This window comes from Nocardioides alcanivorans (assembly GCF_021555175.1).
GTDB lineage: Bacteria > Actinomycetota > Actinomycetes > Propionibacteriales > Nocardioidaceae > Nocardioides > Nocardioides alcanivorans.
The window spans coordinates 150106-176094 of the sequence record NZ_JAKGRW010000002.1 but is presented as its reverse complement, the minus strand read 5'-3'; the positions used below and the strand labels follow the sequence as shown (position 1 = coordinate 176094).

Annotated in this window: 29 protein-coding genes and 1 pseudogene; 10 read left to right on the top strand and 20 right to left on the bottom strand. The window is 69.0% G+C overall.

Annotated features, from left to right (window positions below):
- From L1066_RS00965 to L1066_RS00925, 10 genes and pseudogenes are all read right to left on the bottom strand, one after another.
- Window positions 1-381: an MmcQ/YjbR family DNA-binding protein gene (locus tag L1066_RS00965; RefSeq protein WP_235734499.1), complete on the bottom strand. Its 381-nt coding sequence runs from the start codon at window positions 379-381 to the stop codon at window positions 1-3.
- 88 nt (window positions 382-469) lie between these two features.
- Window positions 470-1636 (bottom strand): acyl-CoA dehydrogenase family protein, encoded by a 1167-nt coding sequence (locus L1066_RS00960; protein WP_235734498.1) that lies wholly within the window; start codon window positions 1634-1636, stop codon window positions 470-472.
- 1 nt (window position 1637) lies between these two features.
- A complete protein-coding gene (locus tag L1066_RS00955; protein WP_235734497.1) occupies window positions 1638-3587 on the bottom strand; it encodes an acetyl/propionyl/methylcrotonyl-CoA carboxylase subunit alpha in 1950 nt (649 codons plus the stop codon).
- A 173-nt stretch (window positions 3588-3760) separates the two neighbouring features.
- Complete coding sequence (locus L1066_RS00950; protein WP_235734583.1) at window positions 3761-5353, bottom strand: acyl-CoA carboxylase subunit beta; 1593 nt, start codon at window positions 5351-5353, stop codon at window positions 3761-3763.
- Between the two features lie 17 nt (window positions 5354-5370).
- Window positions 5371-5847 (bottom strand): SRPBCC family protein, encoded by a 477-nt coding sequence (locus L1066_RS00945; protein ID WP_235734496.1) that lies wholly within the window; start codon window positions 5845-5847, stop codon window positions 5371-5373.
- A 13-nt stretch (window positions 5848-5860) separates the two neighbouring features.
- Window positions 5861-6997, bottom strand: coding sequence for an acyl-CoA dehydrogenase family protein (locus L1066_RS00940; protein ID WP_235734495.1), 1137 nt, complete (start codon window positions 6995-6997; stop codon window positions 5861-5863).
- 75 nt (window positions 6998-7072) lie between these two features.
- Entirely contained in the window at window positions 7073-7450 is a 378-nt protein-coding gene (locus tag L1066_RS29060) for an AtuA-related protein (RefSeq protein WP_446499886.1), read from the bottom strand.
- A gap of 144 nt (window positions 7451-7594) precedes the next feature.
- Window positions 7595-8742 (bottom strand): annotated as a pseudogene (locus tag L1066_RS00935) (acyclic terpene utilization AtuA family protein); the annotation flags it as partial.
- A 59-nt stretch (window positions 8743-8801) separates the two neighbouring features.
- On the bottom strand, window positions 8802-9611 hold the full coding sequence (locus tag L1066_RS00930) for a TIGR03084 family metal-binding protein (RefSeq protein WP_235734494.1): 810 nt from the start codon (window positions 9609-9611) through the stop codon (window positions 8802-8804).
- Window positions 9608-10228, bottom strand: a complete 621-nt coding sequence (locus L1066_RS00925) for a TetR/AcrR family transcriptional regulator (RefSeq protein ID WP_235734493.1) — start codon at window positions 10226-10228, stop codon at window positions 9608-9610. The genes L1066_RS00930 and L1066_RS00925 overlap by 4 nt, the downstream gene beginning before the upstream one ends.
- Window positions 10229-10355: 127 nt before the next feature.
- Here L1066_RS00925 and L1066_RS00920 point away from each other — a divergent pair, with 127 nt between their 5' ends.
- Window positions 10356-11102 carry an SDR family oxidoreductase gene (locus L1066_RS00920; RefSeq protein WP_235734492.1) on the top strand — a complete coding sequence of 249 codons (747 nt, stop codon included), beginning with the start codon at window positions 10356-10358 and terminating at the stop codon, window positions 11100-11102.
- Here L1066_RS00920 and L1066_RS00915 read toward each other — a convergent pair.
- On the bottom strand, window positions 11086-12180 hold the full coding sequence (locus L1066_RS00915; protein WP_235734491.1) for a histidinol-phosphate transaminase: 1095 nt from the start codon (window positions 12178-12180) through the stop codon (window positions 11086-11088). The genes L1066_RS00920 and L1066_RS00915 overlap by 17 nt on opposite strands.
- A 52-nt stretch (window positions 12181-12232) precedes the next feature.
- Between L1066_RS00915 and L1066_RS00910 the strand changes: the two genes are divergently transcribed.
- The 6 genes from L1066_RS00910 (at window position 12233) to L1066_RS00885 (ending at window position 16109) form a co-directional block, all read left to right on the top strand.
- Complete coding sequence (locus tag L1066_RS00910) at window positions 12233-12607, top strand: phage holin family protein (protein ID WP_235734490.1); 375 nt, start codon at window positions 12233-12235, stop codon at window positions 12605-12607.
- Window positions 12600-13121: a low molecular weight protein-tyrosine-phosphatase gene (locus L1066_RS00905; protein ID WP_235734489.1), complete on the top strand. Its 522-nt coding sequence runs from the start codon at window positions 12600-12602 to the stop codon at window positions 13119-13121. The genes L1066_RS00910 and L1066_RS00905 overlap by 8 nt, the downstream gene beginning before the upstream one ends.
- Window positions 13122-13221: 100 nt before the next feature.
- Complete coding sequence (locus L1066_RS00900; protein WP_235734488.1) at window positions 13222-13971, top strand: fructosamine kinase family protein; 750 nt, start codon at window positions 13222-13224, stop codon at window positions 13969-13971.
- A gap of 41 nt (window positions 13972-14012) precedes the next feature.
- Complete coding sequence (locus L1066_RS00895; protein ID WP_235734487.1) at window positions 14013-14744, top strand: response regulator transcription factor; 732 nt, start codon at window positions 14013-14015, stop codon at window positions 14742-14744.
- A 568-nt stretch (window positions 14745-15312) separates the two neighbouring features.
- On the top strand, window positions 15313-15642 hold the full coding sequence (locus L1066_RS00890) for a HAMP domain-containing protein (RefSeq protein ID WP_235734486.1): 330 nt from the start codon (window positions 15313-15315) through the stop codon (window positions 15640-15642).
- The gene (locus L1066_RS00885; protein ID WP_376707626.1) at window positions 15552-16109 is read left to right on the top strand and encodes a sensor histidine kinase; all 558 of its coding nucleotides are present in this window, start codon (window positions 15552-15554) and stop codon (window positions 16107-16109) included. Before L1066_RS00890 ends, L1066_RS00885 begins: the two co-directional genes overlap by 91 nt.
- A 52-nt stretch (window positions 16110-16161) precedes the next feature.
- Here L1066_RS00885 and L1066_RS00880 read toward each other — a convergent pair whose 3' ends face one another.
- Both L1066_RS00880 and L1066_RS00875 read right to left on the bottom strand, forming a co-directional pair.
- Window positions 16162-16308: a hypothetical protein gene (locus L1066_RS00880; protein ID WP_235734484.1), complete on the bottom strand. Its 147-nt coding sequence runs from the start codon at window positions 16306-16308 to the stop codon at window positions 16162-16164.
- Window positions 16305-17321, bottom strand: coding sequence for a hypothetical protein (locus L1066_RS00875; RefSeq protein ID WP_235734483.1), 1017 nt, complete (start codon window positions 17319-17321; stop codon window positions 16305-16307). Before L1066_RS00875 ends, L1066_RS00880 begins: the two co-directional genes overlap by 4 nt.
- Window positions 17322-17763: 442 nt before the next feature.
- On the opposite strand from L1066_RS00875, the gene L1066_RS00870 reads away from it, so the two are divergent.
- The 3 genes from L1066_RS00870 (at window position 17764) to L1066_RS00860 (ending at window position 18970) form a co-directional block, all read left to right on the top strand.
- Window positions 17764-18177: a hypothetical protein gene (locus tag L1066_RS00870; RefSeq protein WP_235734482.1), complete on the top strand. Its 414-nt coding sequence runs from the start codon at window positions 17764-17766 to the stop codon at window positions 18175-18177.
- A gap of 227 nt (window positions 18178-18404) precedes the next feature.
- Window positions 18405-18701, top strand: a complete 297-nt coding sequence (locus L1066_RS00865) for a hypothetical protein (protein ID WP_235734481.1) — start codon at window positions 18405-18407, stop codon at window positions 18699-18701.
- Window positions 18695-18970, top strand: a complete 276-nt coding sequence (locus L1066_RS00860) for a hypothetical protein (RefSeq protein WP_235734480.1) — start codon at window positions 18695-18697, stop codon at window positions 18968-18970. The genes L1066_RS00865 and L1066_RS00860 overlap by 7 nt, the downstream gene beginning before the upstream one ends.
- A 42-nt stretch (window positions 18971-19012) precedes the next feature.
- Here L1066_RS00860 and L1066_RS00855 read toward each other — a convergent pair whose 3' ends face one another.
- The 7 genes from L1066_RS00855 to L1066_RS00825 all read right to left on the bottom strand — a co-directional run bounded on the left by L1066_RS00855 (window position 19013) and on the right by L1066_RS00825 (window position 25910).
- Complete coding sequence (locus L1066_RS00855; protein WP_235734479.1) at window positions 19013-20284, bottom strand: anthranilate synthase component I family protein; 1272 nt, start codon at window positions 20282-20284, stop codon at window positions 19013-19015.
- On the bottom strand, window positions 20281-20865 hold the full coding sequence (locus L1066_RS00850; RefSeq protein WP_235734478.1) for an anthranilate synthase component II: 585 nt from the start codon (window positions 20863-20865) through the stop codon (window positions 20281-20283). The genes L1066_RS00855 and L1066_RS00850 overlap by 4 nt, the downstream gene beginning before the upstream one ends.
- A gap of 10 nt (window positions 20866-20875) precedes the next feature.
- A complete protein-coding gene (locus tag L1066_RS00845) occupies window positions 20876-22783 on the bottom strand; it encodes an anthranilate synthase family protein (RefSeq protein WP_235734477.1) in 1908 nt (635 codons plus the stop codon).
- A gap of 75 nt (window positions 22784-22858) precedes the next feature.
- Window positions 22859-22990, bottom strand: coding sequence for an SDR family oxidoreductase (locus L1066_RS00840; RefSeq protein WP_235734476.1), 132 nt, complete (start codon window positions 22988-22990; stop codon window positions 22859-22861).
- 35 nt (window positions 22991-23025) lie between these two features.
- Window positions 23026-23568, bottom strand: a complete 543-nt coding sequence (locus L1066_RS00835) for an SDR family NAD(P)-dependent oxidoreductase (protein WP_235734582.1) — start codon at window positions 23566-23568, stop codon at window positions 23026-23028.
- A gap of 150 nt (window positions 23569-23718) precedes the next feature.
- Entirely contained in the window at window positions 23719-24714 is a 996-nt protein-coding gene (locus L1066_RS00830) for an MMPL family transporter (protein WP_235734475.1), read from the bottom strand.
- On the bottom strand, window positions 24624-25910 hold the full coding sequence (locus tag L1066_RS00825; RefSeq protein ID WP_235734474.1) for an MMPL family transporter: 1287 nt from the start codon (window positions 25908-25910) through the stop codon (window positions 24624-24626). Before L1066_RS00825 ends, L1066_RS00830 begins: the two co-directional genes overlap by 91 nt.
- Window positions 25911-25989 lie beyond the last annotated feature (79 nt).

Below are 25989 nucleotides of genomic sequence, written 5' to 3'. Positions count from 1 at the left end.
TCAGGGTGCGGGGCGCTCCACCGTGGCGGCGAGCCCGGCGGGAGCGCGCAAGCAATAGGAGTCGACGAGCAGCTCCCCGACCTCGTCCCAGTCGGTCTGCTCGTCGAGCACCATCCCGATCACGTCGTTGCCCCAGCCCGACTTGAAGTAGGGGTGGCCCAGGTGTTGGAAGGCGGCCACCTCGTCCGGCTCGCCGCGCAGGGTGATCCGGATGAGGTCGTCCTCACCGCCGAAGATGTGCGCGAACGTCGACCCGGACACCTGCCAACGCACCCCGACCCAGGCCTTCTCCTCATCGACGCGCGGCAGTGCAGCGACGAGCTCGCGGACCCGCTCCACCATCCACGTCGACACCTCTGCCCGCTGCTTCCGTCTTGCCACAGGACCAGCCTGCCACGACCTCCCGACACGGCGCAGACCTCGCGCGGAACCCGGGCAACCTCGCGCACAACCCGGGCGACCTCGCGGGTCAGTAGGACTTGGGGAGACCCAGGGAGTGCATGGCGACGAAGTTGAGGATCATCTCGCGCGAGACGGGGGCGATCCGGCCGAGGCGGGCGGCGACGAGCATGTTGGCCAGCCCGTACTCGACCGTGAGGCCGTTGCCGCCGTGGGTGTGCACCGCGACGTCGGTGGCGTTGCAGGCCACCTCGCCGCCGGCGTACTTCGCCATGTTGGCGTATTCACCCGCGGTCATGTCGTCGCCGGCGTCGTAGAGCGCTGCGGCCTTCTGCCACAGCAACCGCGCCTGCTCGAGCTCGATCTTGATCTTCGCCAGCGGGTGCGCGATGCCCTGGTGGGCACCGATGGGCTGGTCCTTCCAGACAGAGCGGACCTTCGCGTACTCGACCGCCTTGTCGAGGGCATAGATCGCCATGCCGCAGGAGAAGGCACCGCCCATGATCCGCTCGGGGTTGAGGCCGGCGAAGAGCTGCCAGAGGCCGCCGTCCTCGTCGCCGACGAGCGCATCCGCCGGCAGCCGTACCTGGTCGAGGAACAGCGTGAACTGCTTCTCCGGTGCCTGCCACGACATCGGGATCACCTGCTTGCTGAATCCCTCGGAGTCGGTGGGCAACACGAAGAGGGCCGGCTTGAGCTTGCCGGTCTTCTCGTCGGCGGTGCGCGCGACGACGAGCACCGACTGCGCCTCGTCGACCCCGGAGATGAAGGTCTTCTGTCCGCTGAGCACCCACTCGTCACCGTCACGGGTGGCGGTGGTGGTGATCTGGTGCGAGTTGGATCCGGCATCGGCCTCCGTGATGCCGAACGCCATCAGATGGGTGCCGTCGGCGATGGAGGGCAGCCAGCGCTTCTTCTGCTCCTCGGTGCCGCAGCGGGTGATGATCGAGCCGCAGATCGCCGGTGAGACCACCATCATCAGCAGCGGCGCGCCAGCGGCAGCGGTCTCCTCGAGCACCGCGGCCAGGTCGGCCATCCCGCCGCCACCGCCGCCGTACTCCTCGGGGAGGTTGACGCCAAGGAAGCCGTTGCGGCCCATCTCGAGCCACATCTCTGTCATCTTGCCGCCGCTCGCTGCCTGCTTGGCGACGTAGTCGTGGCCATACTTGCCGGCCAGCTTGCGCACCGCCTCGCGCAGCGCCACCCGCTCCTCGGGCTCGGTGAACATCGTCGTCATCTCATTCCCCTTCTTCGGAACCTGCGTTGACCAGGGCCAGCACCGCACCCGCTTCGACCTGCTCGCCCTCCGCGACCGGGAGCTCGCCCACGACGCCGGCGTACGGCGCCACGATGGTGTGCTGCATCTTCATCGCCTCCATGACGACGAGGGTCTGCCCCGCCGTCACGACATCACCAACGGCCGCATGGACACCGACGATCGATCCAGGCATCGGCGCCAGCAGCGACCCCTCGGCGACCTGGTCGGCCGGGTCCACGAAGCGCGGCAGGATGCGCAGGGTGGCGCCGCCACGCGGGCCGTCGACCAGCACCGCGTCGGCCAGGACCCGGGTGCGGTAGCGACGGCGGACTCCGCCGACGTCGAGCAGCACCGCCTCCGGAGACACCTCGAGCACCTGCACTCCGCTGTCGGCGTCAGCAGGCCGGAAACCCTCACGACCGCCATACCAGGCAACCTCCACTTCGTCGCCTGCCAGCCCGAATCGCGTGACCTGTGGCTGCGCGACGACGGTGCGGAAGCCAGCCGGGATCCGGCTCTGCACCACGGCGTTGCGCTGCCGGTGCGAGGCCAGCGCGACCGCCGCGACCAGCCCCACCTGCGAATCGGCAGCGGCGCCGGTCAAGACCTCCGGGTGGTCGGCATAGAAGCCGGTGGAGAGCTTCCCGGCAAGGAAGTCGTCGTGCCGCAACGAGGCAACCAGCTGGTCACGGTTGGTGACCAGTCCGTGCAACGACGAGCGCTCCAGCGCCCCGGCGAGCGACCGTGCTGCCTGTTCACGCGTCGGCGCCCAGGCGATCACCTTGGCCAGCATCGCGTCATAGAAGGTGGAGACGTCGTCACCTGCGACGAATCCGGTGTCGAGCCGGATCCCGTGTGCAGCAAGGAAGAACTCCGCATCGTGCGGCACCGTGAAGTCCAGGAGCCGACCGGTCTGCGGTGCGTAGTCGGCAGCCGGGTCCTCCGCATAGAGCCGCACCTCGATGGCGTGTCCCCGCGGCTCACCCACCGGCGCCACCGGACGCCCCTCGGCAACCGCGATCTGCATCTCCACCAGGTCGACCCCGAAGACCTGCTCCGTGACCGGGTGCTCCACCTGGAGGCGGGTGTTCATCTCGAGGAAGTAGAGCCTGTCCGCGTCGGTGTCATAGAGGAACTCGACCGTCCCCGCGCCGCGGTAGTCGATTGCCTCGACGGCCTTGCGCGCCGCTTCGTGCAGCGCCTTGCGGGTGTCGTCGGTGAGCCCCGGGGCGGGCGCCTCCTCGATGACCTTCTGGTGCCGTCGCTGCAGCGAGCAGTCGCGCTCCCCCAGCACGACCGCGCCGTCGGCGGTGCCCATGACCTGGACCTCGACATGGCGGCCGTTCTCGACGTAGGTCTCGACGAAGACCGTCGGGTCACCGAAGGCGGAGGCAGCCTCGGCCGATGCGGCAGCCACCGACGTGGCCACCTGGTCGAGGTCGTGCACGACCCGCATCCCGCGGCCGCCACCGCCCGCAGCGGCCTTCACGATCACCGGCAGGTCGAACGTGGTCAAGGCATCCGGCTCCAGCTGACCGAACTGGGGGACGCCGGCCGCGTGCATGAGCTCCTTGGCCCGCAGCTTGTCTCCCATCACCTCGATCGACTCGGGCGCGGGACCGATCCACACCAGGCCGGCATCGACGACCGCCCTCGCGAAGTCGGCGTTCTCCGACAGGAAGCCGTAGCCGGGGTGGATCGCATCGGCACCGGAGCGCCGGGCTGCGTCGAGGATGAGGTCGGCACGCAGATAGGTCTCCGCCGGACTGTTGCCGGGCAGGCACACGGCCTCGTCGGCATCGAGCACGAAGGGCATGTCGGCGTCGACGTCGGAGTGCACGGCCACCGTGGCGATGCCCAGCCGGCGGGCGGTGCGGAAGACGCGCCGGGCGATCTCGCCTCGGTTGGCGACCAGGATCTTGGTGATCATGGGAGTTCCTTCAGTGGTTGTTGCGGGGTCTCGACAAGCTCGACCAACGGATGGCGAGCGACCAACGGATGGCGAGCGACCAACGGATGCGACAGGCTCGACCTCCGGATGCGACAAGCTCGCCCAACGGATGCGAAAAGCTCGACCAACGGATGCGGCAGGCCGGCCGGCGGCTACAGCCGGAAGACGCCGAAGTTCATGGCGCCCTCCACCCGCTGGTTGTGGATGACCGAGAGGCAGATGCCCAGCACGGTGCGGGTGTCGCGAGGGTCGATCACGCCGTCGTCATAGACCATCCCCGACAGCACGTAGGGCAGCGACTGCTCCTCGATCTGCGTCTCGACCATCTCCTTGATCGCCTTGAACCCGTCGGCGTCGAAGACCTGGCCCTTCTTCTCCGCGGACTCCCGCGCCACGATCTCGAGCACACCGGCCAGCTGGGCAGGTCCCATCACCGACGACTTCGCCGACGGCCAAGTGAAGAGGAAGCGCGGGTCGTAGGCGCGGCCGTTCATGCCGTAGTTCCCCGCGCCGTACGACGCCCCCATGATCACCGTCAGGTGCGGCACCTGCGAGTTGGAGACGGCGTTGATCATCTGGGCACCGTGCTTGATGATGCCGCCCTGCTCGTAGTCCTTTCCGACCATGTAGCCCGTGGTGTTGTGCAGGAAGAGCAGCGGTGTGTCCTTCTGGTTCGCCAGCTGGATGAACTGCGCGGCCTTCTGGGCCTCCTCACTCATCAGCACACCACGGGCATTGGCGAGAATGCCGATCGGGTGCCCGTGCAGCCGCGCCCAGCCGACGCACAACGCCGAGCCGTAGAGCGGCTTGAACTCGTCGAAGGCGACCTCGTTGCCACCACCGGTGGTCGAGCCTGCGCCGTCCTGAGCCTGTCGAAGGGTCGAGACCCCGTCGACGATCCGCAGGATCGCCTCGCGCGGGTCGAACGGCTCCTTCAGGTCCTGGGGGATGAGGTCGAGCAGATCCTCGGGGTCGAGGTCCGGATCGGCGTACGTCGGCAGTGGGGTGTCGCCGGCCTTGCGCCAGTTGAGGCGCGCCACCACTCGGCGCGCAAGCCGGATCGCGTCGTACTCGTCCGCGGCCAGGAAGTCTGAGGACCCGGAGACCCGCGAGTGCATCTCGGCGCCGCCCAGGGATTCGTCGTCGGTCTCTTCGCCGGTGGCCATCTTCACCAGCGGCGGGCCGGCCAGGAAGACCTTCGCCTGTTCCTTGACCATGATCACGTAGTCGCTCATGCCGGGCACGTAGGCGCCGCCAGCCGTCGAGTTGCCGAAGACGACGGAGACCGTGGGCACCTTGCGCGCCGACGAGCGGGTGAGGTCGCGGAAACCACGACCACCGGGGATGAAGATCTCCTTCTGCGTCGGCAGGTCGGCGCCGCCCGATTCGGTGAGGTTGACCGTCGGCAGGCCGTTGCGCTCGGCGATCTCGGCGGCGCGGAAGGACTTCTTCACCGACCAGGGGTTGAGGGCTCCGCCCTTCACCGTCGGGTCATTGGCGACGATCATGCACTCGACGCCCTCGACGACACCGATGCCCGTGACGATGCTGGCACCCACCGCGAAGTCGCTCCCCCAGCCGGCCAGCGGCATGAGCTCCAGGAAGGCGGATCCCTCGTCGACCAGCAACTCGATCCGTTCACGCGCGGTCAGCTTGCCGCGCTCCTTGTGCCGGGCGATGTACTTGCCTCCGGCATCGACCGCCTTGGCCTGCTCCGCCGCGAGGTCGGCGATCTTGTCGAGCATCGCCGTACGGTTGTCGCTCACTGCTGCTCCTTGCCTGCCTCGAGGACCTGCTTCATTCGTTCCAAGGTGGTGCGCATGCCACGCTCGTTGGTCCGGCCACGCAGCCGGCCCAACGCCAGCCAGTAGAGACGAACGGGCAGCGACGGTTCGAGGCGGAAGTACTCCGTCACCTCCGTGCCACCCTCGCTCTCGCGCAACTCGTAACCCCAGTTGTTGATCGCGACCTTGTCGGTGCCGACGCTGAACTCGAAGACCTCGCCCGGCTCGCAACGGGTCACTCGACACGGCGACCAGTACGTCGGCCCCACACCGTTGCGCTTCACGTGCCCGGCGAAGTGCGCCCCCACCTCGGGGCCGGTTGCTCCGCGCGTCCACTTGGCCTCGAAGGTCTCCGGCGAGAACTCCCCGATCCGGGTGACGTCGCTGACCAGGTCCCACACCTCGGCGACCGGGGCGTGGATCCAGACGGTGACGCTGTCGCTGAGCGGCTTCATGCGTTGCCTTCCTTCATGCGGAGTAACCGAAGAGTCGAGCGGCGAGGTCGGTGAGCACCTCGGTGGCGCCACCGCCGATCGGCAGCAGCCGGGCGTCGCGGTAGTGACGCTCCACCTCGGTGCCGTGCATGTAGCCGGTGCCGCCGAAGAGCTGCACGGCCATGTCGGTGACGGCGACCGCGGTGTCGACCGCGGTCTGCTTGGCCAGGCACGCCTCGGCGATGACCGACTCGCCGGCGACATGACGACGCGCCACGTCGAGCGTGTAGGTGCGTGCGACGTCGACCTGACGGCGCATCTCCACGAGCTTGGCGCGGACCACCTGGTTGTCGACGAGTGGCTTGCCGAAGGTCCGCCGCTCCTTGGAGTACGCCGCCGCGAGGTCGAGTGAGCGCGACGCGTGGCCGTAGCCCATCAGCGCCAAGAAGATGCGCTCGACCACGAACTGCTCCGCGATGTAGTAGAACCCGTGGTTCTCCTCGCCGACGAGGTTGTCGACCGGGACCCGCACGTCGACGTACGAAAGTTCGGCTGTGTCGGAGGCGTGCCACCCCATCTTGCGCAGGGCCCGGGTGACCGTGAAGCCGGGGCTGTCGGCCTCGACGACCAGCAGCGAGATGCCGCCGTGGCCGGGACCGCCGGTGCGCACGGCGGTGGTGACGAAGTCGGCGCGGGTGCCGGAGGTGATGAAGGTCTTCGAGCCGTTGACGACGTAGTGGTCGCCATCGCGCACCGCCCGGGTGGTGATGCCGGCGACGTCGGATCCCCCGCCGGGCTCGGTGATCGCGAGCGATCCGATCTGCTCACCGGCCAGGGTGGGGCGCACGAAGCGGTCGACGAGATCGGTCGAACCGTTGGCGATCATGTGCGGCAGTGCGATGCCGTGGGTGAAGAGCGAGGCCATCAACCCACCGGAGGCGCCCGCTGCCATGAAGCCCTCCTGCAGGGCGCAGCCGTCGAGGAGGGTGCCACCCTCGCCGCCCATCTCCTCCGGGTGGCCGACACCGAGCATGCCGGCAGCGGCCGCGGTCCTGTGCAGCTCCCGTGGAAGCAGGCCGGCCTCCTCCCACTCGTCGAGGTACGGCATGACCTCGCGCCGGGTGAACTCCGCCGCGCTCTCGCGCAGGGTGAGCTGGTCATCGGTGAACATCCGTGCCCCCTTTCCTGCAACCGTTGGTCGAGCTTGCGAGACCGGTGGTCGAGCTGGGGACCACGGACGCCGCGCTCACAGCAGCCCCTCGTCGACGGTGACCATGCGCGAACGCACCCATTCGCCCAAGCCCTTGGCCTGCGGGTCGAACCGGGTGGATGACGCGACGCCCTGACCGAGCAGACCCCGGATGAGCACGTTGACGCCGCCGAGGTTGGACAGCCGGTGCACCTCGATGTCGAGGTCGGCCGCCTCCGGTACCAGTTCGCGCACCTTGGCAGGCGTGATCAACGCAGTCAGCCAGGCGACGCGCGCCTGCCAGACCTCGGCGCCGTCGACATCATCACGAGCGACCCACAGCCCGAGGTTGGCGTCGCCGCCCTTGTCGCCGGACCTGGCGTGCACAAAGGTCCCCAGCGGGACCCGACGCACCTGGTGGCCCACCTGCTCCATCGCCGGCGGCACAGCTGGTGTGTCGACACTCGCCGATGACAGCTGTCGCGGGTCGGGCACCACCTCGGTGCTGCCATCGGCATGGTGCACCGTGTGCGTGACCGCTGAGCGCGGCACCTGGTGGGGCAGGTAGACACCGTAGGGAGTCGGCGCCGGTGGTGGTCCGGTCATCGTGAAGCCCGGGTAGGACGCCAGCGCGAGCTCGACGGCGGCAGCGGTGAAGGGCTTGCCGACCGGGCCGGCATCGGGGTCGAGCACCGAACAACGCAGCAGCACGCTGGCGCCCTCCTCCGTGTCGGCATCCGTGTGTGGGTGGGAGGTACGCGACCAGTGCACGGTCTGCGGCGGGTGGGCGGCCATCGTGGCGGTCATCTGTTCGCGCACCCAGTCGGCCTTGGCCTCGGTCTCCAGCCCGGTGAGCACGAACTCGACGCTGTTGCGCCAGCCGCCGAGCTCGTTGACGCAGACCTTGAGCGTCTCCGGCGGGGCCTCGCCACGGACGCCGGTGATGGCGACCCGGTCGGGAGCCTCCTGCTCGAGACGGATCGAGGTGAGGTCTGCGGTGACGTCGGGGCCGAGATAGCGGGTCGACTGGATCTCGTAGACCAGCTGTGCGGTGACGGTGTCGATCGTGACCGCACCTCCGGTGCCTTCGTGCTTGGTGATCACCGTGCTGCCGTCGGCCGCGATCTCGGCGAGCGGGAAGCCGATCGGGGTGTTGAACAGCCCCTGTCGCGCCAGTGCCCGGAAACCGGAGAAGTTGCCGCCCGTGGCCTGGCACCCGCACTCGATGACGTGGCCGGCGATCATCGCTCCGGCCAATGCGTCGTGGTCGTCGGGGCTCCATCCGTGGGCGTGAGCCGCCGGGCCCACCACCACGGAGGCGTCGGTGACCCGTCCGGTCACCACGATCCGGGCACCAGCGTCGAGCGCCTTGGCGATGCCGAAGGCACCGAGATAGGCGTTGGCGGTGAGCGCATCACCGAACCCCAGCTCAGCCGCCCTGGGGCGCAGGTCGTCACCCGCGACGTACGCGATGGGCACGTCGAGCCCCAGCCCGGAGGCGACCTCGCGAACCTTGTCGGCGAGTCCAGCAGGATTGAGGCCGCCCGCGTTGCTGACGATCCGAACCCCTTCTCGACGGCGAGGCCGAGGCAGTCCTCGAGCTGCCGCACGAAGGTGCGCGCATAACCCAGGCTGGGGTCCTTCATCGTGTCCTTGCCGAGGATGAGCATCGTCAGCTCGGCCAGGTAGTCGCCGGTCAGGTAGTCGAGATGGCCACCCTCGAGCATCTCCCGCATCGCCGACAGCCGGTCGCCGTAGAAGCCGGAGCAGTTGCCGATCCGCACGCTCATGACCGGACCGCCCTTCCCGCACCGGGAGGCCCTGCGAAGCACTGCGCGATCGTGAGCCACTGCTCCGCGTCGGCGCCGACAGCCACCAGCGCGGTGTCGTCGCGGTGGACGCGTTGGGTGGCCAGCCGACACAGGTCGTACGCCGGTCCGCTCACCTTCTGGGCAGCGCCCGGTGGGCCCCACGTCCACAACTCGCCGCTGGGGGCGACGAGCTCGACACGGAACTCTTCGTCGGGAGCCGGGAGCTGGTTGACCGAGTAGGAGTAGTTGCGGGTGCGCACGGCGATGTGGGCGACATGCTTGATGCGGTCGGTCGGCTCCGGCATCTCGGTGATCGAGCCTGTCGAGATCAGCGCCTCGTGCACGTCGAGCGAGTGCGCCCAGGTCTCCATGAAACGAGCGGTGGCCATGGAGGTCGCCGACATCGGCGGGCCGAACCACGGCAACTTGGTGCCGTCGGGGAGATCACGCAAGGTCTGCTGGAGGGCACTGCGCGAGGCCTGCCACCGGGCGAGCAGGTCGGCCGCGGATGCCTTGGCGCCCTCCAGTGCCTCCTGGTCGACGTAGCCGGCGGGGTCCTCGATCGCCTTCATGACCAATGCGTCCCACTGTTCCTTGGGGCCGGCTGCCGCCACGGCTGTCTCGTCGGTCCAGGCCAGGTGGGAGACCTGGGCGGCGACATCCCAGCCGTCGGCGGGAGTGGCGACGCGCCACTGCGCGTCGGAGAGCGGGGTGACGAGCTGCTCGAGCCGGTCGCCCTCGGCCGAGAGATCACCGAGGATCTGCTCGAGGATGGGGTTGCTCACGCGCCCTCCAAGGTCGTCGTGGTGAGGAACAGGTCGAGTTGGTCGGCCCAGCGGTTGAGGATCTGCCGGCGGCGTCGGGTGTCGTCGGAGATGGTGTTGGCCAACCCGAGTCCGCGGACCAGGTCGAGCGTGGCCTGGATGAGTTCCCGGGCACCGGGGACGGTCTCGTCGACTCCCAGCAACTCCACGGCGGTGCGGTGGGTCTCACGTCCGAGCCGTTGCTCCAGCGGGCCGACGACGGCCAGCAGGTCAGGATCGGTGCGAGCGGCCACCCACAGCTCGAGCGCGGCGGTGAAGACCTCGCCGGCGAAGTGGTCGCCGAGGGCCTGGACGACCGCACGGGTGCGGCCCTTGCCCCGCGGGAGCCCCTCGGCCAGGGCAGCCAGTTCCTCCGCACGGCGCTCGGCCAACCACTCGACCGCTGCCACCACGAGGGCGCCCTTGCTCGGGAAGTGGTGCAACTGTGCCCTGCGGCTGACGCCGGCTCGCTGCGAGACGAGTGTGGTCGACGTGCCGCTCCAGCCTCGCTCGATCAGCAACTCGACGGACGCGATGAGCAGACGCTCCCGCATGGCGCGGGTGCGCTCCTCCTGCGGCACGCGGGTGGTGGTCGTCACGAGGCACAGCGTGACAGCCCCTCCAACAAACAGTCAACCCTGTCTTTTATTGCGCCGATGAACGGCGTAGAGGCATGAGGCACCATCGGCTGCCATTTGTGCCTACTCGGCGGTAGCGTCAGGTGGTGTGACCACGATTCTGATCACCGGGGCGAGTGCTGGCCTCGGCGCCGAGATGGCCCGCCAGTTCGCCGCCCGGGGCAACGACCTCGCGCTATGCGCGCGTCGCCTCGAGAAGCTCGAGGTGCTGAAGGCCGAGATCCTGGCCGCGCATCCCGACCGCCGGGTGGAGGTCCGCGCGCTCGACGTGACCGACGAGGATGCCGTCTTCGAGGTGTTCCACGCCTTCGCCGACGACTTCGCCACCATCGACCGGATCGTCATCAACGCCGGTCTCGGCAAGGGCGCACCACTCGGCACCGGGCGCTACGAGGCGAACCGGGAGACCGCGATGACCAACTTCGTCGCCGCCCTCGCCCAGTCCGAGGCTGCGATGGAGATCTTCCGCGACCAGGGCCGCGGGCACTTCGTGATGGTCTCGTCGATGTCCGCGATGCGGGGCATGCCGAAGACGATGACGACGTACGCCGCCACGAAGGCCGGGGTGGCCCACCTCGCCGAAGGCCTGCGCACCGAGCTCCACGGCAAGCCGATCAAGGTCACCGTGCTCTATCCCGGCTACATCGAGTCGGAGATGAACGACCGCTCGGAGAACAGGAATCCTCTGCTGGTCTCCACCGAGAAGGGCGTGCGCGCCATGGTCGGCGCCATCGAGCGGGAGAAGGCAACGGCCTGCGTGCCTTCATGGCCCTGGGCACCGATGAAGCCGGTGATGCGGCACGCTCCGCTGTCGATCTTCAAGAAGTTGATCTGAACAGGCGAGCTGCGAGGTCGAGCAGCCGGTCGTTGGCCTCCGGCTCACCGATGCTGACCCGCACGCCCTCTCCCGGGAAGGGACGTACGACGATCCCGGCCTTCTCGGCGGCCGCTGCGAAGACAGTGGTGCGGTCGCCGCCCGCATCGGGCAGGTCGAACCAGACGAAGTTGCCCTGGGCGTCGGGGATCTCCCAGCCGCTGTCGCGCAGTCCGTCGAGCACCCGACCGCGCTCGAGCACCAGGGCCTCGACCCGCTCCAACAGGGCGTCCTCGGCCTCCAGCGAGGCGATCGCCGCGGCCTGGGCGATCCCCGAGACCCCGAACGGCAGCGAGACCGCGCGCAGGGCACCGGCGATCTCGACCGTCGAGGCGGCGTACCCGACCCGGAGGTTCGCCAGCCCGTAGGCCTTGGAGAAGGTGCGCAGCAGCACCACGTTGGCGAAGTCGCGCAGCAGCGCGAATCCGTCCACCGGGTCCGCCATCCGCACGAACTCCACATAGGCCTCGTCGACCACCACGAGCACGTGGCTCGGCACGCCGGCGAGCACTCGGCGGACCTGCGTGTCGGTGAGCGCCGGCCCCGTGGGGTTGTTGGGGGTGCACAGCAGCAGCACCTTGGTGCGGTCGCCGACCGCGGCGACCATCGCGTCGAGGTCGTGCTCCCCGGCCGGGGTCACCGGCACCGGCACCCCGGTCGCGGCGGCAGCGGTGAGCGCGATCGGGTAGGCCTCGAAGGAGCGCCAGGCGTGCACCACCTCGTCGCCCGGGTCGCAGAACGCCTGCAGGAGCTGATAGATCAGCGCGACCGATCCCGTCGCTGCAGCGAACCGCTCGACCGGAAGTCCGAAGCGGCGCGACAACTCCTCGTAGAGGGCCGTGCACCCCATGTCGGGGTAGCGGTTGAGCTGCTCGGCCGCTGTCCTGGCCGCCTCGAGCACGCCGGGCAGTGGCGGATACGGGTTCTCGTTGGAGCTCAACTTGTAGGTCGTGAGACCGGGCCGGGGTGCCGGCGTACGACCGGGGACGTAGGGCGGGATCGCCGCCACACATGCGCGAGGGGTGGGGAGCGCTGCCATGGCCCCAGACTATTCCCGAGCCGGACTTCCCCGCCTCCACTAGGCTTGCCGCATGAGGTTCCTGAGCTGGTTCGTGGCCGACGTCGCCGGGCTGGCGGTTGCCGCCTGGTTCTTCGACGGTATCTGGTTCGAAGGCTCCGACTGGCAGGAGAAGCTCGTGCCGCTGCTGATCGGCGCGGCGATCCTGAGCGTGATCCACATGTACGTCGCCCCTGTGGTGAAGCTGCTGTCGATCCCGTTCATAGTGCTCACGTTGGGGCTCTTCCTGCTGGTGGTCAATGCCTGCATGCTCCTGCTGGCCGGTTGGATCGCCGACGGGTTCGACGTGGGCTTCGGCGTCGACGGCTTCTGGACCGCCGTCGGTGGCGCGATCGTGCTGAGCATCGTCGGCGCCTTCACCTCGGCCTTCGTGCTGGAGCGTGACTGACCGTGCTCCCTTCCCCGGCGCGGCCGGCCACTACCGCATCGCCGTGGTGTGCCTGGGCAACATCTGCCGCTCTCCGATGGCTGACGTGGTGCTCAACGCCCGGGTCGCCGCTGCGGGTCTGGACGACGTCGTCGAGGTGGAGAGTTTCGGCACCGCGGGCTGGCACGTCGGCAAGACGATGGACGCGCGAGCTGCAGCCACCCTGACCGGAGCCGGGTACGACGCCACGCGCCACCGGGCGCGCCAGTTCACCCGGCAGACCAACGGCTTCGACCTGGTCCTCGCAATGGACGCCGACAACCGTGCCGATCTCGCCGAGCTGGGAGTCGCAGGCGACCGGCTGCTGCTCTTCCGCAGCTTCGACCCGGCGCCGGACGACGAATCGGTCCCCGACCCCTACTACGGCGCCGACGAGGGCTTCACCCAGGTGCTCGACATCGTGTCGCGGTGCAGCAACGCTCTCATCGCTCAGCTGAGCGACGTGCTCGACAGCCGGGAGGGGGCAACCAGGTGACCCGCAACCCCACTGTCGCCCGCCGCGCCGAGGAACTGCTCGGCTCGGCAGTGGCGGCGACCTCCCCGTCGCGGGTGGCGACATCTGCACCGCCACCCGGGTGAAGGTGGCAGACGGCCGCACCGTGCTGATGAAGACCCACGTGCACCCGCCCGCCGGCTTCTTCGATGCCGAGGCACGTTCTCTGCGCTGGCTCCACGAGGCCGCGCCGCGCCTGGTCCCGGCGGTGCTGGCCGTCGACGTCGACTGCCTGCTGCTGCCCTTCGTCGAGACGGGCAAGCCGACCGTCGACGCTGCCGCCCTCCTCGGGCGGGAGCTGGCAACGCTGCACGCAGCCGGTGCCGCGACGTACGGCTGGGACAAGGACGGGTTCATCGGGCGCCTGCCCCTGCCCAACTCCCCCGCACCGTCGTGGGCGGAGTTCTACGCGACCCGGCGGGTGCTGCCCTACCTGAAGCTGGCCCGCGACCGCGGTCATGCGACACCTGACGATGCCCAGGTGATCGAGTCGGTGCTCGGGCGGCTGGCCCAGCTCGTCCCCGACGAGCCCCCGGCCCGGCTGCACGGCGACCTGTGGAGCGGCAACGTGCTGTGGGCGACCGACGGGCGGGTGTGGCTCGTCGACCCCGCCGCCCACGGCGGCCACCGCGAGACCGACCTGGCGATGCTGGCGCTCTTCGGGCTGCCCCACCTGCAACAGGTCGTCGACGCCTACGAGGCGGTGACCCCGCTTGCCGAGGGATGGGCCGACCGACAGTCCCTGCACCAGCTCTTCCCGCTGCTCACCCACGCCGCCATGTTCGGCGGCGGCTACGCATCTCGCGCCGCTGCGCTCGCGGCGCGCTTCTGAAGTCTCAGCGAGGACTCAGGTAGGGGTGGCAGAGTAGGGGCGTGGCCCTCTCGTCCTCCGTCTCCTCCGCCAACGCCGGTCAGTCGACCGCCGCGCATGTCCTGGTCGTCGACGACGACAAGGCGGTGCGTGAGTCGCTGCGCCGTTCGTTGGAGTTCAACGGGTTCAAGGTCTCGTTGGCCAATGACGGCGCGGAGGCACTGGCCGGCATCGCCACGGTGCGTCCCGATGTCGTCGTGATGGACGTGATGATGCCGCGCCTCGACGGTATCGAGACCACCCGCGCCCTGCGGACGGCCGGCAACGACGTGCCCATCCTCGTGCTCACCGCCCGCGACGCCGTCGGCGACCGCGTGGCGGGTCTCGACGCCGGCGCCGACGACTACCTGACCAAGCCCTTCGCCCTGGAGGAGCTCCTCGCTCGACTGCGTGCGCTGCTGCGCCGCGTGGTGCCCGAGGAAGACGGCGGCGAGGTGCTCTCGTTCGCCGACCTCTCGCTCGACGTGGCGACCCGCGAGGTACGCCGCGGCGATCGCCCGATCGAGCTGACCCGCACCGAGTTCACCCTGCTCGACATGTTCCTGCGGAGGCCGCGGCGGGTGCTCGAGCGTGCCTTCATCCTCGAGGAGGTGTGGGGCTACGACTTCCCCACCACCGCCAACTCACTCGAGGTCTATGTCGGCTACCTCCGTCGCAAGACCGAGGCCGAGGGTGAGCCGCGGCTGATCCACACCGTCCGGGGCGTCGGCTACGTCCTCAAGGAGACCTCCTGATGGAGGCGCCTGCGGCTGATCGCGACTCCGACGGCCGCTGGCACTACAAGCGCAGCCTCGCCAGCCGGGTCACGCTGCTGACCACCTTCGCGGTGGGCCTGACCGTGGCGTTCGTGGCGCTCGGCGCCTACGTCACCGTGCGGGTGCAGATGCAGAGCACCTTGGACGCGTCGCTGCTCGACCGGGCCGAACGCGCCGCCCAGAGCTCGACACTGGGTGACCTCAACGACATGGAGATGCCCTCGTGGGCATTCGGCGCCGCCGACGTCCGCATCGCCTTCCTGTGGTCCGACGGCACCGGCCGGTCGATCGACGGAGCCGGCGACCTTCCCCTGGGCAAGCCCGAGCTCCGGGTGGCCCAGGGAAAGCGTGATCATGCGATCCGCACGGTGGAGGCCGACGGCGAGCGCTATCGGGTCGTCACGGTGCCCAGCGCCGTCGAGCCCGGCCGGGCACTGATCATCGCGCAGAGTCTCGACTCCCAGGAGCAGGTGCTCGACCGGCTCGGGCTGGTGATGCTCTGCTTCGGGCTTGCCGGCGTCATCGTCGCTGGACTCGCCGGTTGGGGGTGGCCCGCAACGGCCTGCGTCCGGTCCGCCGGCTCACCGCCAAGGCGGAGGAGATCGCTCGCACCGACCGGCTCACGCCGATCACGGTCGAGGGCACCGACGAGGTCGCTCGGCTCTCCAGCGCCTTCAACACGATGCTGCAGTCACTGGACGCCTCACGCTCGCGCCAGCGACAGCTCATCGCAGACGCCAGCCACGAGCTCCGCACCCTCTCACCTCCCTCCGCACCAACCTCGACCTGCTCATCCAGGCCGATGCCACCGGCGGCCTCCCCGACGAGGCGAGGAGCGAGCTGCTCGAGGACGTGCGCGCGCAGATCGACGAGATGACCACGCTGATCGGTGACCTGGTGGAGCTCGCGCGTGACGAGCACGGCTCCCACGTGGTCGCGCCGGTCGACCTCGCCGACCTGCTCGACCGGGCGATCACCCGGGTCCGCCGCCGGGCGCCGGGGGTGCGTTTCGACGTACGCGCGCGGGACTGGTGGGTCATCGGCGAGGAGGCCTCGCTCGAGCGTGCGGTGACCAACCTGCTCGACAACGCCGCCAAGTGGAGCCCGCCCGAAGGCCGGGTCACCATCACTCTCGAGGAGGGCGTGCTCACCGTCGCCGACGAGGGTCCGGGCATCGCCGAGGCAGACCGGCCCAAGGTCTTCGAGCGCTTCTACCGCTCGGACGAGTCACGCTCGATGCCCGGTTCCGGACTCGGCCTGTCGATCGTGCGACAGACGGCACTGCGTCACTCGGGTTGGGTCGACGCCACGGAAGCCCCGGGAGGGGCGCTTGCCTCACGCTGACGTTGCCCGGATCGCCGACGCCGCCCGAGGACGCCGACCCCCGCTCGAGTGATCAGATCCGCCAGAAGCCGCGGATGCGTCGGACGAGCAGACGCAACCGACTCGGCGGCGGTGGGATCTGCGCCTCCCGGATCGCGGCCTCCAGCCGGTGACGCTCGCGGTTGTGGGCGCGCGCAGTGGTGAGGATCGCGGCGATCATCTGGTTGGCGACCTGCAGGAGCTCGGCATCGTCGACCTCGTCGGGGTGCCGACCGGACGGCAACGAACGTTGCGGAACGAGCCGGTCGAGATCTCCCCGTACGTCGAAGCCACCGTCACGCACCAGGGCCGCGGCACGATCGCCGCGCTCGACCCAGCCGGCCCAGGTTTCCTCCGAACAACGGTAGGGCTCCGCCTCCCCGCAGGCATCACCTCGGAGGAGGCCAGGTAACCCCGGATCCACCGGCCCCGGTCGTAGCCCTCACTGAAACCCCGTAGCTGCTCGTTGACCCGCCGAAGCGCCTCGACTTGCACCAGCCCGAGGCGCTCGTTGACCTTGCGGTCCGGTGGCAGCAGCCGTGCACCCGGCACTCCGATGACGTCGGTGAAGCGCCCCCAGATCTCGTCGGGCGGCGCCCCGGCGCCCGAGGTCGGCAGGACGTGGATCCGTTCGGGCGGCACCACCTGCGACCAGCGGTCGAGCACGTCGGCCAGGTCGAACGACCCCCAACCCCACGCATCGTGCGGGTCGTAGTCGGCACGTGGCGGATAGTCGTCGATCCCCTTGCGGCCGCCGTTCTTGACCCACTCCTGCCAGCGGCTCGGGGCGAGTTCCGTCATCGGCCGGGCGGTGAGCACGACATGCACCTCCGCGGGCGCGAGCTGCTCGACGCCGCGGCGGATCTGTTCGACCGTGGCAGGAGCGAAGAACTCGTGGCTGACCACGGCGGCCTCGCCCGTCCAGGAGGCGATCTCGTCGACGAGGTCGCGCCAGGGCTGACTCACGTCACCGGGACGGGAGGCCAACTTGGGGTCGTCGCGGAAGTCCAGCGAGGCAAGCAGGTGACGGCGTTGGTGGCGGCCCGGGAGGAGCACTCCACGATGCGCCAGCTCCTCCTGGTGCTGCCACAGGCCGAGCTGGAGGTAGGTCGTCCCGGTCTTCGGCAGACCGATGTGCAGGTGGACCCGGCGGACCAACGCTCTCCCCTTCGAGTTGTCGACCGTGGGCCTCACCCTAGCGCCGTGTGCAGCCACGCTGTCTCCCGGCAGGTCTCCGACGACGGTTCTGGCAACCCGGAGACCGACCGGATTCCACCCCAGTGTCAGGCGAGACTGCTCGGTCCGTGCGCGTCATGAAGTTGTTACGCAGGTGACAAGTTCTCGCCTGGTTTCAGCGCAACTCCCTGGACCTCAACGAGAAGTGGCACTCTCAGACCGCCCCTCGAGCGAGGATCTATTCTCCCCGATTCAAGCAACCTCGAAGCCACTCGGAGGCTCTCATGCTACGAACCACATCCCTTAGCTTGGTCGCCGTCGCCTGCACAATGCTCGTGGCCTGGGTTGCCGTCCCCCTGCAACTGCGGACTCCGCATTCATCGACGGGCACCCAGACAAGGGCCACCACTCCTGGTGCTACCTGCCCAGCTTCGATCATAAGAATCTGGCCGACAAAACAATGACTCGGCTGCGCGCTCAGACGGTCGTCGACACCGCTTTCCATTCTCCGTGCGGCAAGTTCACCGATGTGCGTTGGGCCGAAACTCGAGTGGTTGGCTACTTCGGATACACGGAATGCAAGCTCCGCAACACCGCCGGCAACTGTGATCGATTTCGGATCGACATTGACGAGGTCGAGATGGCGACGTCTGACCATGTCGCCTCCCAGCGTCGCCAAACCTTCTGCCACGAACTCGGTCACACACTGGGCGTCAACCATGACAGCGGCACCAACTACCCCAGCGGAGGAGGAGTCGCCGACACGGCGCACAGCTGCCTGCGCAACGGGCGTGTGCCGTCTGCCGGCAAGCCATGGCACACCCGCTATGGGCCGCACCACATCCAGAAGCACATCAACCCGTGGTTCAGTTGAGAGGGAAACAGATGGAACGCGGATCCAACTCTCGATGGTTGGCGAGCACGGCGGCAGTTGCCTGCATCCTGTCCGTGGGGGCGGGCTGCTCAGCGAATGACCCGGACTCGTCACCGCCCTCCGCCGGCCAGACCCATCAGCAGTCGTCGTCCGATTCCAGCCAGACCAAGGTCGACGGCGCGGTCCTCAGAGGGAGCGGACAATACAACTATGACATCGCCCTTTCCGTGACCGAAGTGGCCGCGAAGGCAGAGGTCGTGGCTGTCGGCCGCGTGGTCGGCTGGTCGGACGGCCGTCTCATCCACGACGGAGACGAGTCCCTCAAGCGCGCCGTAGTGGAGATCGAGGTGGAGCAGGCCTTCGCCGGCGCGCAGGAGGGCGACACCCTCTATGTGGAGATCTCGCGTGGTGGCACCCTGATCAACCCCGACGGCTCCGACCAAGAACTGCGTGAAGGCGAGCGCTACGTGCAGCGCTCTGTCGACGAGTTGTCCCAGGCCGCTCCTGCCGGGGGCGCGTGCTGATCCTCGGCGTCGCGGCGCCCAGCGATGATGAGATCGATGCAGTCGGGGGCAACGTCGTGGTTCGGTCCTGGTCGTCCCCACGGCCCGGCACGACGCTGCTCAGCGGAGTTCCGCAAGGGCTCTTCTTCGAGGACTCCGACGGCTCCTACGTCAGTGGCGTCGTCGACCAGCGCGACGTCGAGATGGGTGACTGGCCCGCCGCGGAGGGCAAGAAGGGTGACTCCTTCCAGCGGCTGGTCGACGAGCTGGCGAAGGGTGTCAGGGAGTAGGCACCACCAGTTCAGCTTTGAGCGGGGCGAGCACAGTCCCTCTCAGCAACGCGCTTGGCGCAGCAGCGCGGCCTTCCACTGGGTCTCCGCGAACTCCTCGACGGCGTCCGAGGCCACTGTGATGCCGCCACCAGTCCCCAACTGCCAACGGCGGCGACCGTCAGGATCAGTGCCGCCACTGAGGCTGCGGATGATCACCCCGAGGTCGGCACGGCCGTCTGGAGCGATCCAGCCGAAGGCCCCCGAATAGGCACCACGCGCACTGCTCTCCACCTCAGCGATGATCTCCATCGTGCGCAGCTTCGGGGCACCGGTCATCGAGCCCGCGGGGAAGAGTGCACGCAGGGCCTCGATGGTGCTCAGCTCCGGCCGCAGTCGGCCACGCACCGTCGAGACCAACTGGTGCACCGAGCGATAACTCTCCACCTCCATCAGCACCGGCACCTGCACCGTCCCGGGCTCGCAGACCATCGCCAGGTCATTGCGCAGCAGGTCGACGATCATCAGGTTCTCGGCACGAAACTTGGGGTCCTGCGCCAGACGACGCCGGTGCGCGTCGTCCTCCTCCGTGGTGGCTCCCCGGGGCGTGGTCCCCTTGATCGGCTTGGTCTCCACCCAGCGCTCGGCGTCGATGGTGGCGAACCGCTCGGGTGAGGAGCTGAGCAGCCAGCTGCCGTCATGTTGCAGGAAGCCCGCGTACGGCGCCGGGTTGAGTCGCCGGAGCCGCAGGTAGGTGGCGATCGGGTCGAGTTCACCGGTCAACTGCTCCCGGTGGGTCAAATTGACCTCGTAGGAGTTGCCCGCGCGCAGGTGCTCCTGGACGCGGTCGAAGGCGGTCAGGTAGTCGGACGGCACCGCACCTCCGGCTGACGGCCCGGCAACCTCCGCCTCGACGCCGACCTCCGAGTCGTGGCGGTAGAACTCCACGTGCCGGGCCCGCATCCAGACCGCGGTCGGGGCCGGGTCGTCCGGATCGATCGATGCCGGCAGGTCGGACCGCGACGGATAGCCGAAGTAGCCCACCCAGTGCACCGGATCGGCCCGGTCGCGGTCACGTGCCACGAGCTCGCCGAGCACCTCGAAGATGTCGCTGCCGACCACCTCCGCGCCCGACGAGCGATGAGCCACCACTTCCTGCCGGACGGCGTCATGGGTGAGCGAGAGGTCGTCGTCGTCGAGCCATCCGATCAAGGAACGCCGCCCCGACCAACTGCGAGCACCTCCGCCGTCGAGCCAGAAGCAGCGCGCCTGCTTCGATGCCACCTCGGCGAAGCGCTCGCTCGGGGAGATGCCGCTCGCCGTGGCCCCGATCATGGTCGCTCCACGAACGTGCGGACCATCGCGGCCCCGTGCTCGGAGAGGATCGACTCGGGATGGAACTGCACCCCGTGCAGCGGTCGGGTGCGGTGCCGCACGCCCATCACCACGTCGGGCTGGCCGGCCCCGCCGTCGCACACGGCGGTGACCTCGAGCTCGTCGGGCACCACGGTTGCGGCCAGTGAGTGGTAGCGCACCGCCTCGAACGGCGACGGCAGGCCCGCGAAGACCGAGGAGCCTTCGTGGCGCACCCGGGCCACCTCGCCGTGCGCAGGCTCGATGCGCTCCACCGTGCCGTCGTACGCCATCACGAGGCCCTGCATGCCCAGGCAGACACCGAGCACCGGGACCTCACCCTGCGCGAGCACGAGGCGTCCCACCGCGAAGTCCGCCGGGTCGCCGGGATGGCCGGGTCCCGGGGAGAGCACGATGCGATCGAAGCCGAGCAGATGGGCAGCCTCCGTCGCGTCATGCTGCACCACGTCCGGCAGCCGCCCGGTCACCTCGGCCACGAGGTGCACGAGGTTCCAGGTGTAGGAGTCGTGGTGGTCGACCACGACGACCGACGGCCCGGCCATGGGAACCGGTTCAGCCGCCGACGAGCAGGTCGCGGACGAGATCGTGGATCAGGTCGAAACCGTGCTCGGTGAGCACCGACTCGGCGTGGAACTGGATGCCGCGGTAGTGCGGGCCCTCGATCTGGTGCACGTCACCGGTCTCTTCGTCCTTCCAGACCACCACGTCCTCGGGAAGCGGCGTGGAGTCGTCCACCCGTGCCACGAAGGTGTTGTAGAAGCCGACTCGCTCGGTGCCGCGCGGGAGCTCGACGGGCGACTGGGTGCCCTGGAAGACGATGTCCTTGAAGGCCAGCGGGAGCCCGAGGCGCTCGCAGAGGGTCTGGTGGCCCAGGCACACGGCCAGCGTCGGGCGCCCAGCAGCGAGCAGCTCGTCGACAGCGGCGCGGATCCGTTGGATCTTCGGGTCGGCGCCGTCACGCGGGTCGCCTGGGCCGGGGCCGACGATCACGAGATCGGCGCCGTCGAGCGCGCCCGGCCTCCAATCCTCGTGACGCACCGTGCGCGACGTCATGCCGAGCACGCTGAGCACGTGGCGCAGCATGTTGACGAAGTCGTCCTCGCCGTCGAGGATCACCGCGCTCTTGCCACGCAGCGCGCCGTCGGGCGTGGTCTCGGCCTGGTTCGTCAGCCAGAAGGTGCTCAGCCGCTGGTTGCGCTGGTTGAGCGCGATCAGCACGTCCTCGTCACGAGCCAGTTCGCCCAGGCTGCCGGCGGGCGCGGCGGCAGGGGGCACGAGGCCGAAGGCGGAAAGGATGCCGCCGGCCTTGGCGTGGGTCTCGCGGACCTCGGTCGCAGGGTCGGAATCGCGCACCAGCGTGGCCCCGGCGACGACGCGGAGCTCGCCGTCGAGGGAGACGTCGGCCGAGCGGATGACGATGGGGCTGTCGAGCATCGGCGAGCCGTCTGCTCCGCGGCCGATCAGGGCCAGCGCAGCGCCGTAGTAGGCCCGGCCCTCCGGCTCGTACTCGGCGATCAGCTTGCAGGCGTTCTCGACCGGCGAGCCGGTGAGGGTGGCGGCATACATGGTGTCGCGCAGCACCTCGCGGATGTCGCGCTTGGTGCGGCCCGCGAGGAGGTACTCGGTATGCACGAGGTGCGTCATCGGCTTGAGGAACGGGCCGAGCACCTGGCCGCCCTCGTTGCAGATCTCGCACATCATCTTGAGCTCTTCGTCGACGACCATGAAGAGCTCATAGATCTCCTTCTCGTCCGAGAGGAACTCGAGGAGCTCTGCCTTGGTCCGTTCGGCGGGCTGTGCCTGCTTGGGCAGGTGGTAGGTGCCCGAGATCGGGTTCATCCGCACGTCGCCGCCGATCACGCTGACGTGGCGCTCGGGACTGGCACCGACGAGGATCCGGTCTCCGGTGTGGAAGACATAGGTCCAGTAGGCGCCGCGCTCGCGCTCCAGCAGGCGTCGCAGCACGGTCAGCGCCTGGTCGGCACCCCAGTCGGCGAGCTTGGCCCGGTAGTTGCGGGCCACGACCAGGTTGGCACCCTCACCGCGCCCGATCTCCTCGGCGATCACCTGCTCGACGAGTTTGATGTAGCTGGCGTCATCGACCTCGAAACCACCCGGGTCGGTGAAGTCGAGGGGTACGTCGGGCAGCACCGCGAGCAGGTCGTCCACCGACAGGTGGTGCTCCTCCGAGAGGGTCACCACCACGAGCGGGGTCTCGTCGTCGATCGCGTCGAAGCCACGCTCGCGCACCTGGCGGAACGGCACCGCCAGCAATCGGTCGAGCTTGGCGCCACCCGCTGGCGTGCCGGTCTCGAGCGGTACGTCGAGGAGGCTCTCCACGACAGTGCGCTCGCCCCCGACCAGCACCGCCTCCGCGGCATCGCCGCGACGGATCACCGACCACGCCTCGCACCCCAGGATCGCGTCGAGCGCGGCACGGGCAGAGGCGTGATCAGTCATGGCAGCACTCTATGAGGCGCGGCCCGTGTCGCGGCGTACGTCCTAGGGTTTGGGCTGGCCGGGGCCGGAGCACGCCTACCGGTTGAGGTTGCCGAAGTCGACGGGGACCTGCGTGCCGGTGATGTATTTCGCCTCGTCGGAGGAGACCCACGCGACGACGTCGGCGATGTCCTCCGGCTGGGTGATCTCGTAGGGCAGCGTGTTCATGAAGATCGGGCCGAGCGTGTGGGCATGGGCTTCGATCAGGGAAGCATGTCCGCGCGCAGGTCCATGCCGGTCGCCACGCCGGCCGGGTGCACGGTGTTGACCCTGATCTTGTGCGCACCGAGCTCGTTCGCCATCGTCTTGGCCAAGCCGGTGACGCCGTGCTTCGACGCCACGTAGTGCGCGTTGAAGGGCGTGCCCTTGAGGCCGGAGACCGAGCTCGTGAACACCAGTGAGCCACCCTCGCCCTGCTCGATCAGGAACGGGATCGCGGCCTTGGCGGTGTTGAACACCCCACCCAGGTTGATGTCGACGGTCTCCTGCCACTCCTCGGCGGTGATCTCCCAGGACAGCTTCCCGGAGCAGACACCGGCGTTGGCCACGACGACGTCGAGGCGGCCGAACCTCTCGATGCCCGCGTTGAGCGCGGCGGCGAGCCCGTCGAAGTCACGCACGTCGACCTTGGCGGAGTGGATCTGCCGACCGGTTGCCTCGACCAGTCGGACGGTCTCGGCGAGGTCGGCCTCCGTGGCGCCGGCGTACGACGTGGAAGCGAACTGCGTGCAGGCGTCGACGGCGATGATGTTCGCCCCTCCTGCGCGAACTTCAGGGCCTCGGCCCGACCCTGACCGCGAGCGGCCCCGGTGATGAAGACGACCTTGCCGGTGAAGCGCTGCGTTGCGGTCACGTGTGTGCCTTTCGTGTTTCGTGATTCGACACAGCGAAACTACTCAGCGCGGAGATCCGACGCCGTCCAGGTCCCGCGCAGCGGTAGAGGCTTCCTCTCGGAAGCCGTGCCGCTCCCACCAGCGGGCGAGTGGCCCCGGTGCCCACCAGTTCCACCGCCCGAGCAGCTTCATGGTGGCCGGCACCAGCAGCGCACGGACGACGGTGGCGTCGATCAACAGGGCGACGAGCATGCCGATCCCGATCATCTTCATGAAGACGATGTCGCTCGTGCCGAAGGCGCCGATCACGATCGCCAACAACAACGCAGCCGACGTGATGATCCGGCCCGTGCGCTGCAGACCCGTGGCGACGGCGAGGTCGTTGCGACGTCCGGGATCCGGCACCGTGTCCTCGGTCGCGTCCCACTGCTCCCGCACCCGGGAGAGCAGGAAGACCTCGTAGTCCATGGAGAGCCCGAAGAGGATCGCCAGCATGAGGATCGGTTGGGTGGCATCGAGGAATCCGGAACTGGTGTAGCCCAGCAGCCCTTCGAGGTGTCCCTCGGAGAAGATCCAGGTCACCACACCGAAGGACGCCGTGATCGACAGGGCATTCATGAGCACCGCCTTGATCGGCAGCACCACCGAGCCGAAGGCGAGGAAGAGCAGCACCAGCATCACCAGAACCACGACCAGCGCCATCCACGGCAGGTGGTCACCGATCGAGCCGAGCAGGTCGACGGTGTCGGCCGACAGGCCACCCACCAGCGCCTGGGTCCCGCCAGGAGGCTCGACGGCACGCAGGTCGTGCACCACCTGTTGGGAGGTCTCGGCCTGGGAGTTGCCCTCCCACGCGACCCGCAGCAGCGTGACGTCGTCACGGTCGGCCACCGGCTGGACGTCGATGACCCGGTCCACGGCAAGCAGGTCGTCGGTGTAGGCCGCCACCTGCGTCCGGTCGGCACCGCTCAGGGTGATGTTTGCGGTGGAACGCTCCGGACCGAAGTCGGTGTTGAGGCGCTCGGCCGCCTGGTGGGAGACCGCGTCGTCGGGCAGCACCCGGTAGTCGACGCTCCCCACTTGACCCCGAGGAACGGTGAGCCGATCGCCAGCAGCACGACCACGATCCCGGCCGCCACCACGACGGGACGCCGCATCACTCCGTGCGCCAACCGTGACCAGGCGCCGGTCTCGGCACGGGGATCCGCCGGGCGGCGTCGGTTGAGGAAGGGCACCCGGCCGGCGTCGATGCGTCGTCCCAGCAAGCCCAGGACGGCCGGCAGCACCGTGAGGGAGGCCAGCATCGCCACGAGCACTGCCGCCATGCCGCCGTACCCGATGGAGCGCAGGAAGTTCTGCGGGAAGACCAGCAGTGAGCTCATCGCGACCGCCACCGTGAGGCCGGAGAAGAGCACCGTGCGTCCGGCGGTGGCCATCGTGCGGCGCAGCGCGGCCGACACGGCGTCCGGGTCATCGTCGTCGCGGCCGGCCAACTCCTCACGGAAGCGGGAGACCACGAAGAGCGCGTAGTCGATCGCCAGGCCCATGCCGAGCAAGGTGATGATGTTGACCGAGAAGATCGACACCTCGGTCACCTCCGCGATCAGGCGCAGCACCCCGAGCGCGCCGACCACGGCCACACCTCCGACCAGCACCGGCATGCTTGCCGCCACCAGGCTGCCGAAGATGACCAGTGAGAGCAGCAGCACCAGCGGCAGCGCGATCAGCTCGGCGCGGGCGAGGTCGGCGCTGGTGATGTCGTTGACATCGGCGTAGACGGCCCACGGCCCGGCGAGCTGGGTGGTCAGTCCCGCAGCCTCGAGGTCATCCTTGATCGCGTCGAAGCTCTCGGAGTTCTCGGCCTGGGTCTCGCCCGCAAGCGAGATCAGTGCGGTGACGGCGTTGCCGTCATGACTCAGCATCGAGGGGTCGCCGGTTTCGTACCAGCTCGTCGCGGTCACTCCTGACGGCAGCGCAGCCAGGGTCTGCTCGACGGCGTCTCGGAAGGCCGGGTCCTCCGCGGTCATCTCGTCGCTGGAGTAGATCGCGACGACATCGACGGCCTGGTTGCCGAAGACCTCCCGCTCGAGGGCGAGCTCTCGAGCCGTCTCGCTGTCCGGGTCGTCGAACCCGCCGTCGGAGAGGCTGCCGAAGACACCCGCTCCGAGCACCACGGCAAGAGCGGCGACGAGCAACGTGACGAGCAGGACGGGCAGGGAGCGACGGGCGACGTACCCGCCCCAACGATCGATCATGACGTGTCTCCGTGAATACCGTTCAGGTTAGTTAACGCCGTTAACTGTAAACAGTGTAAACTTCCGGCGTCAATGGCTC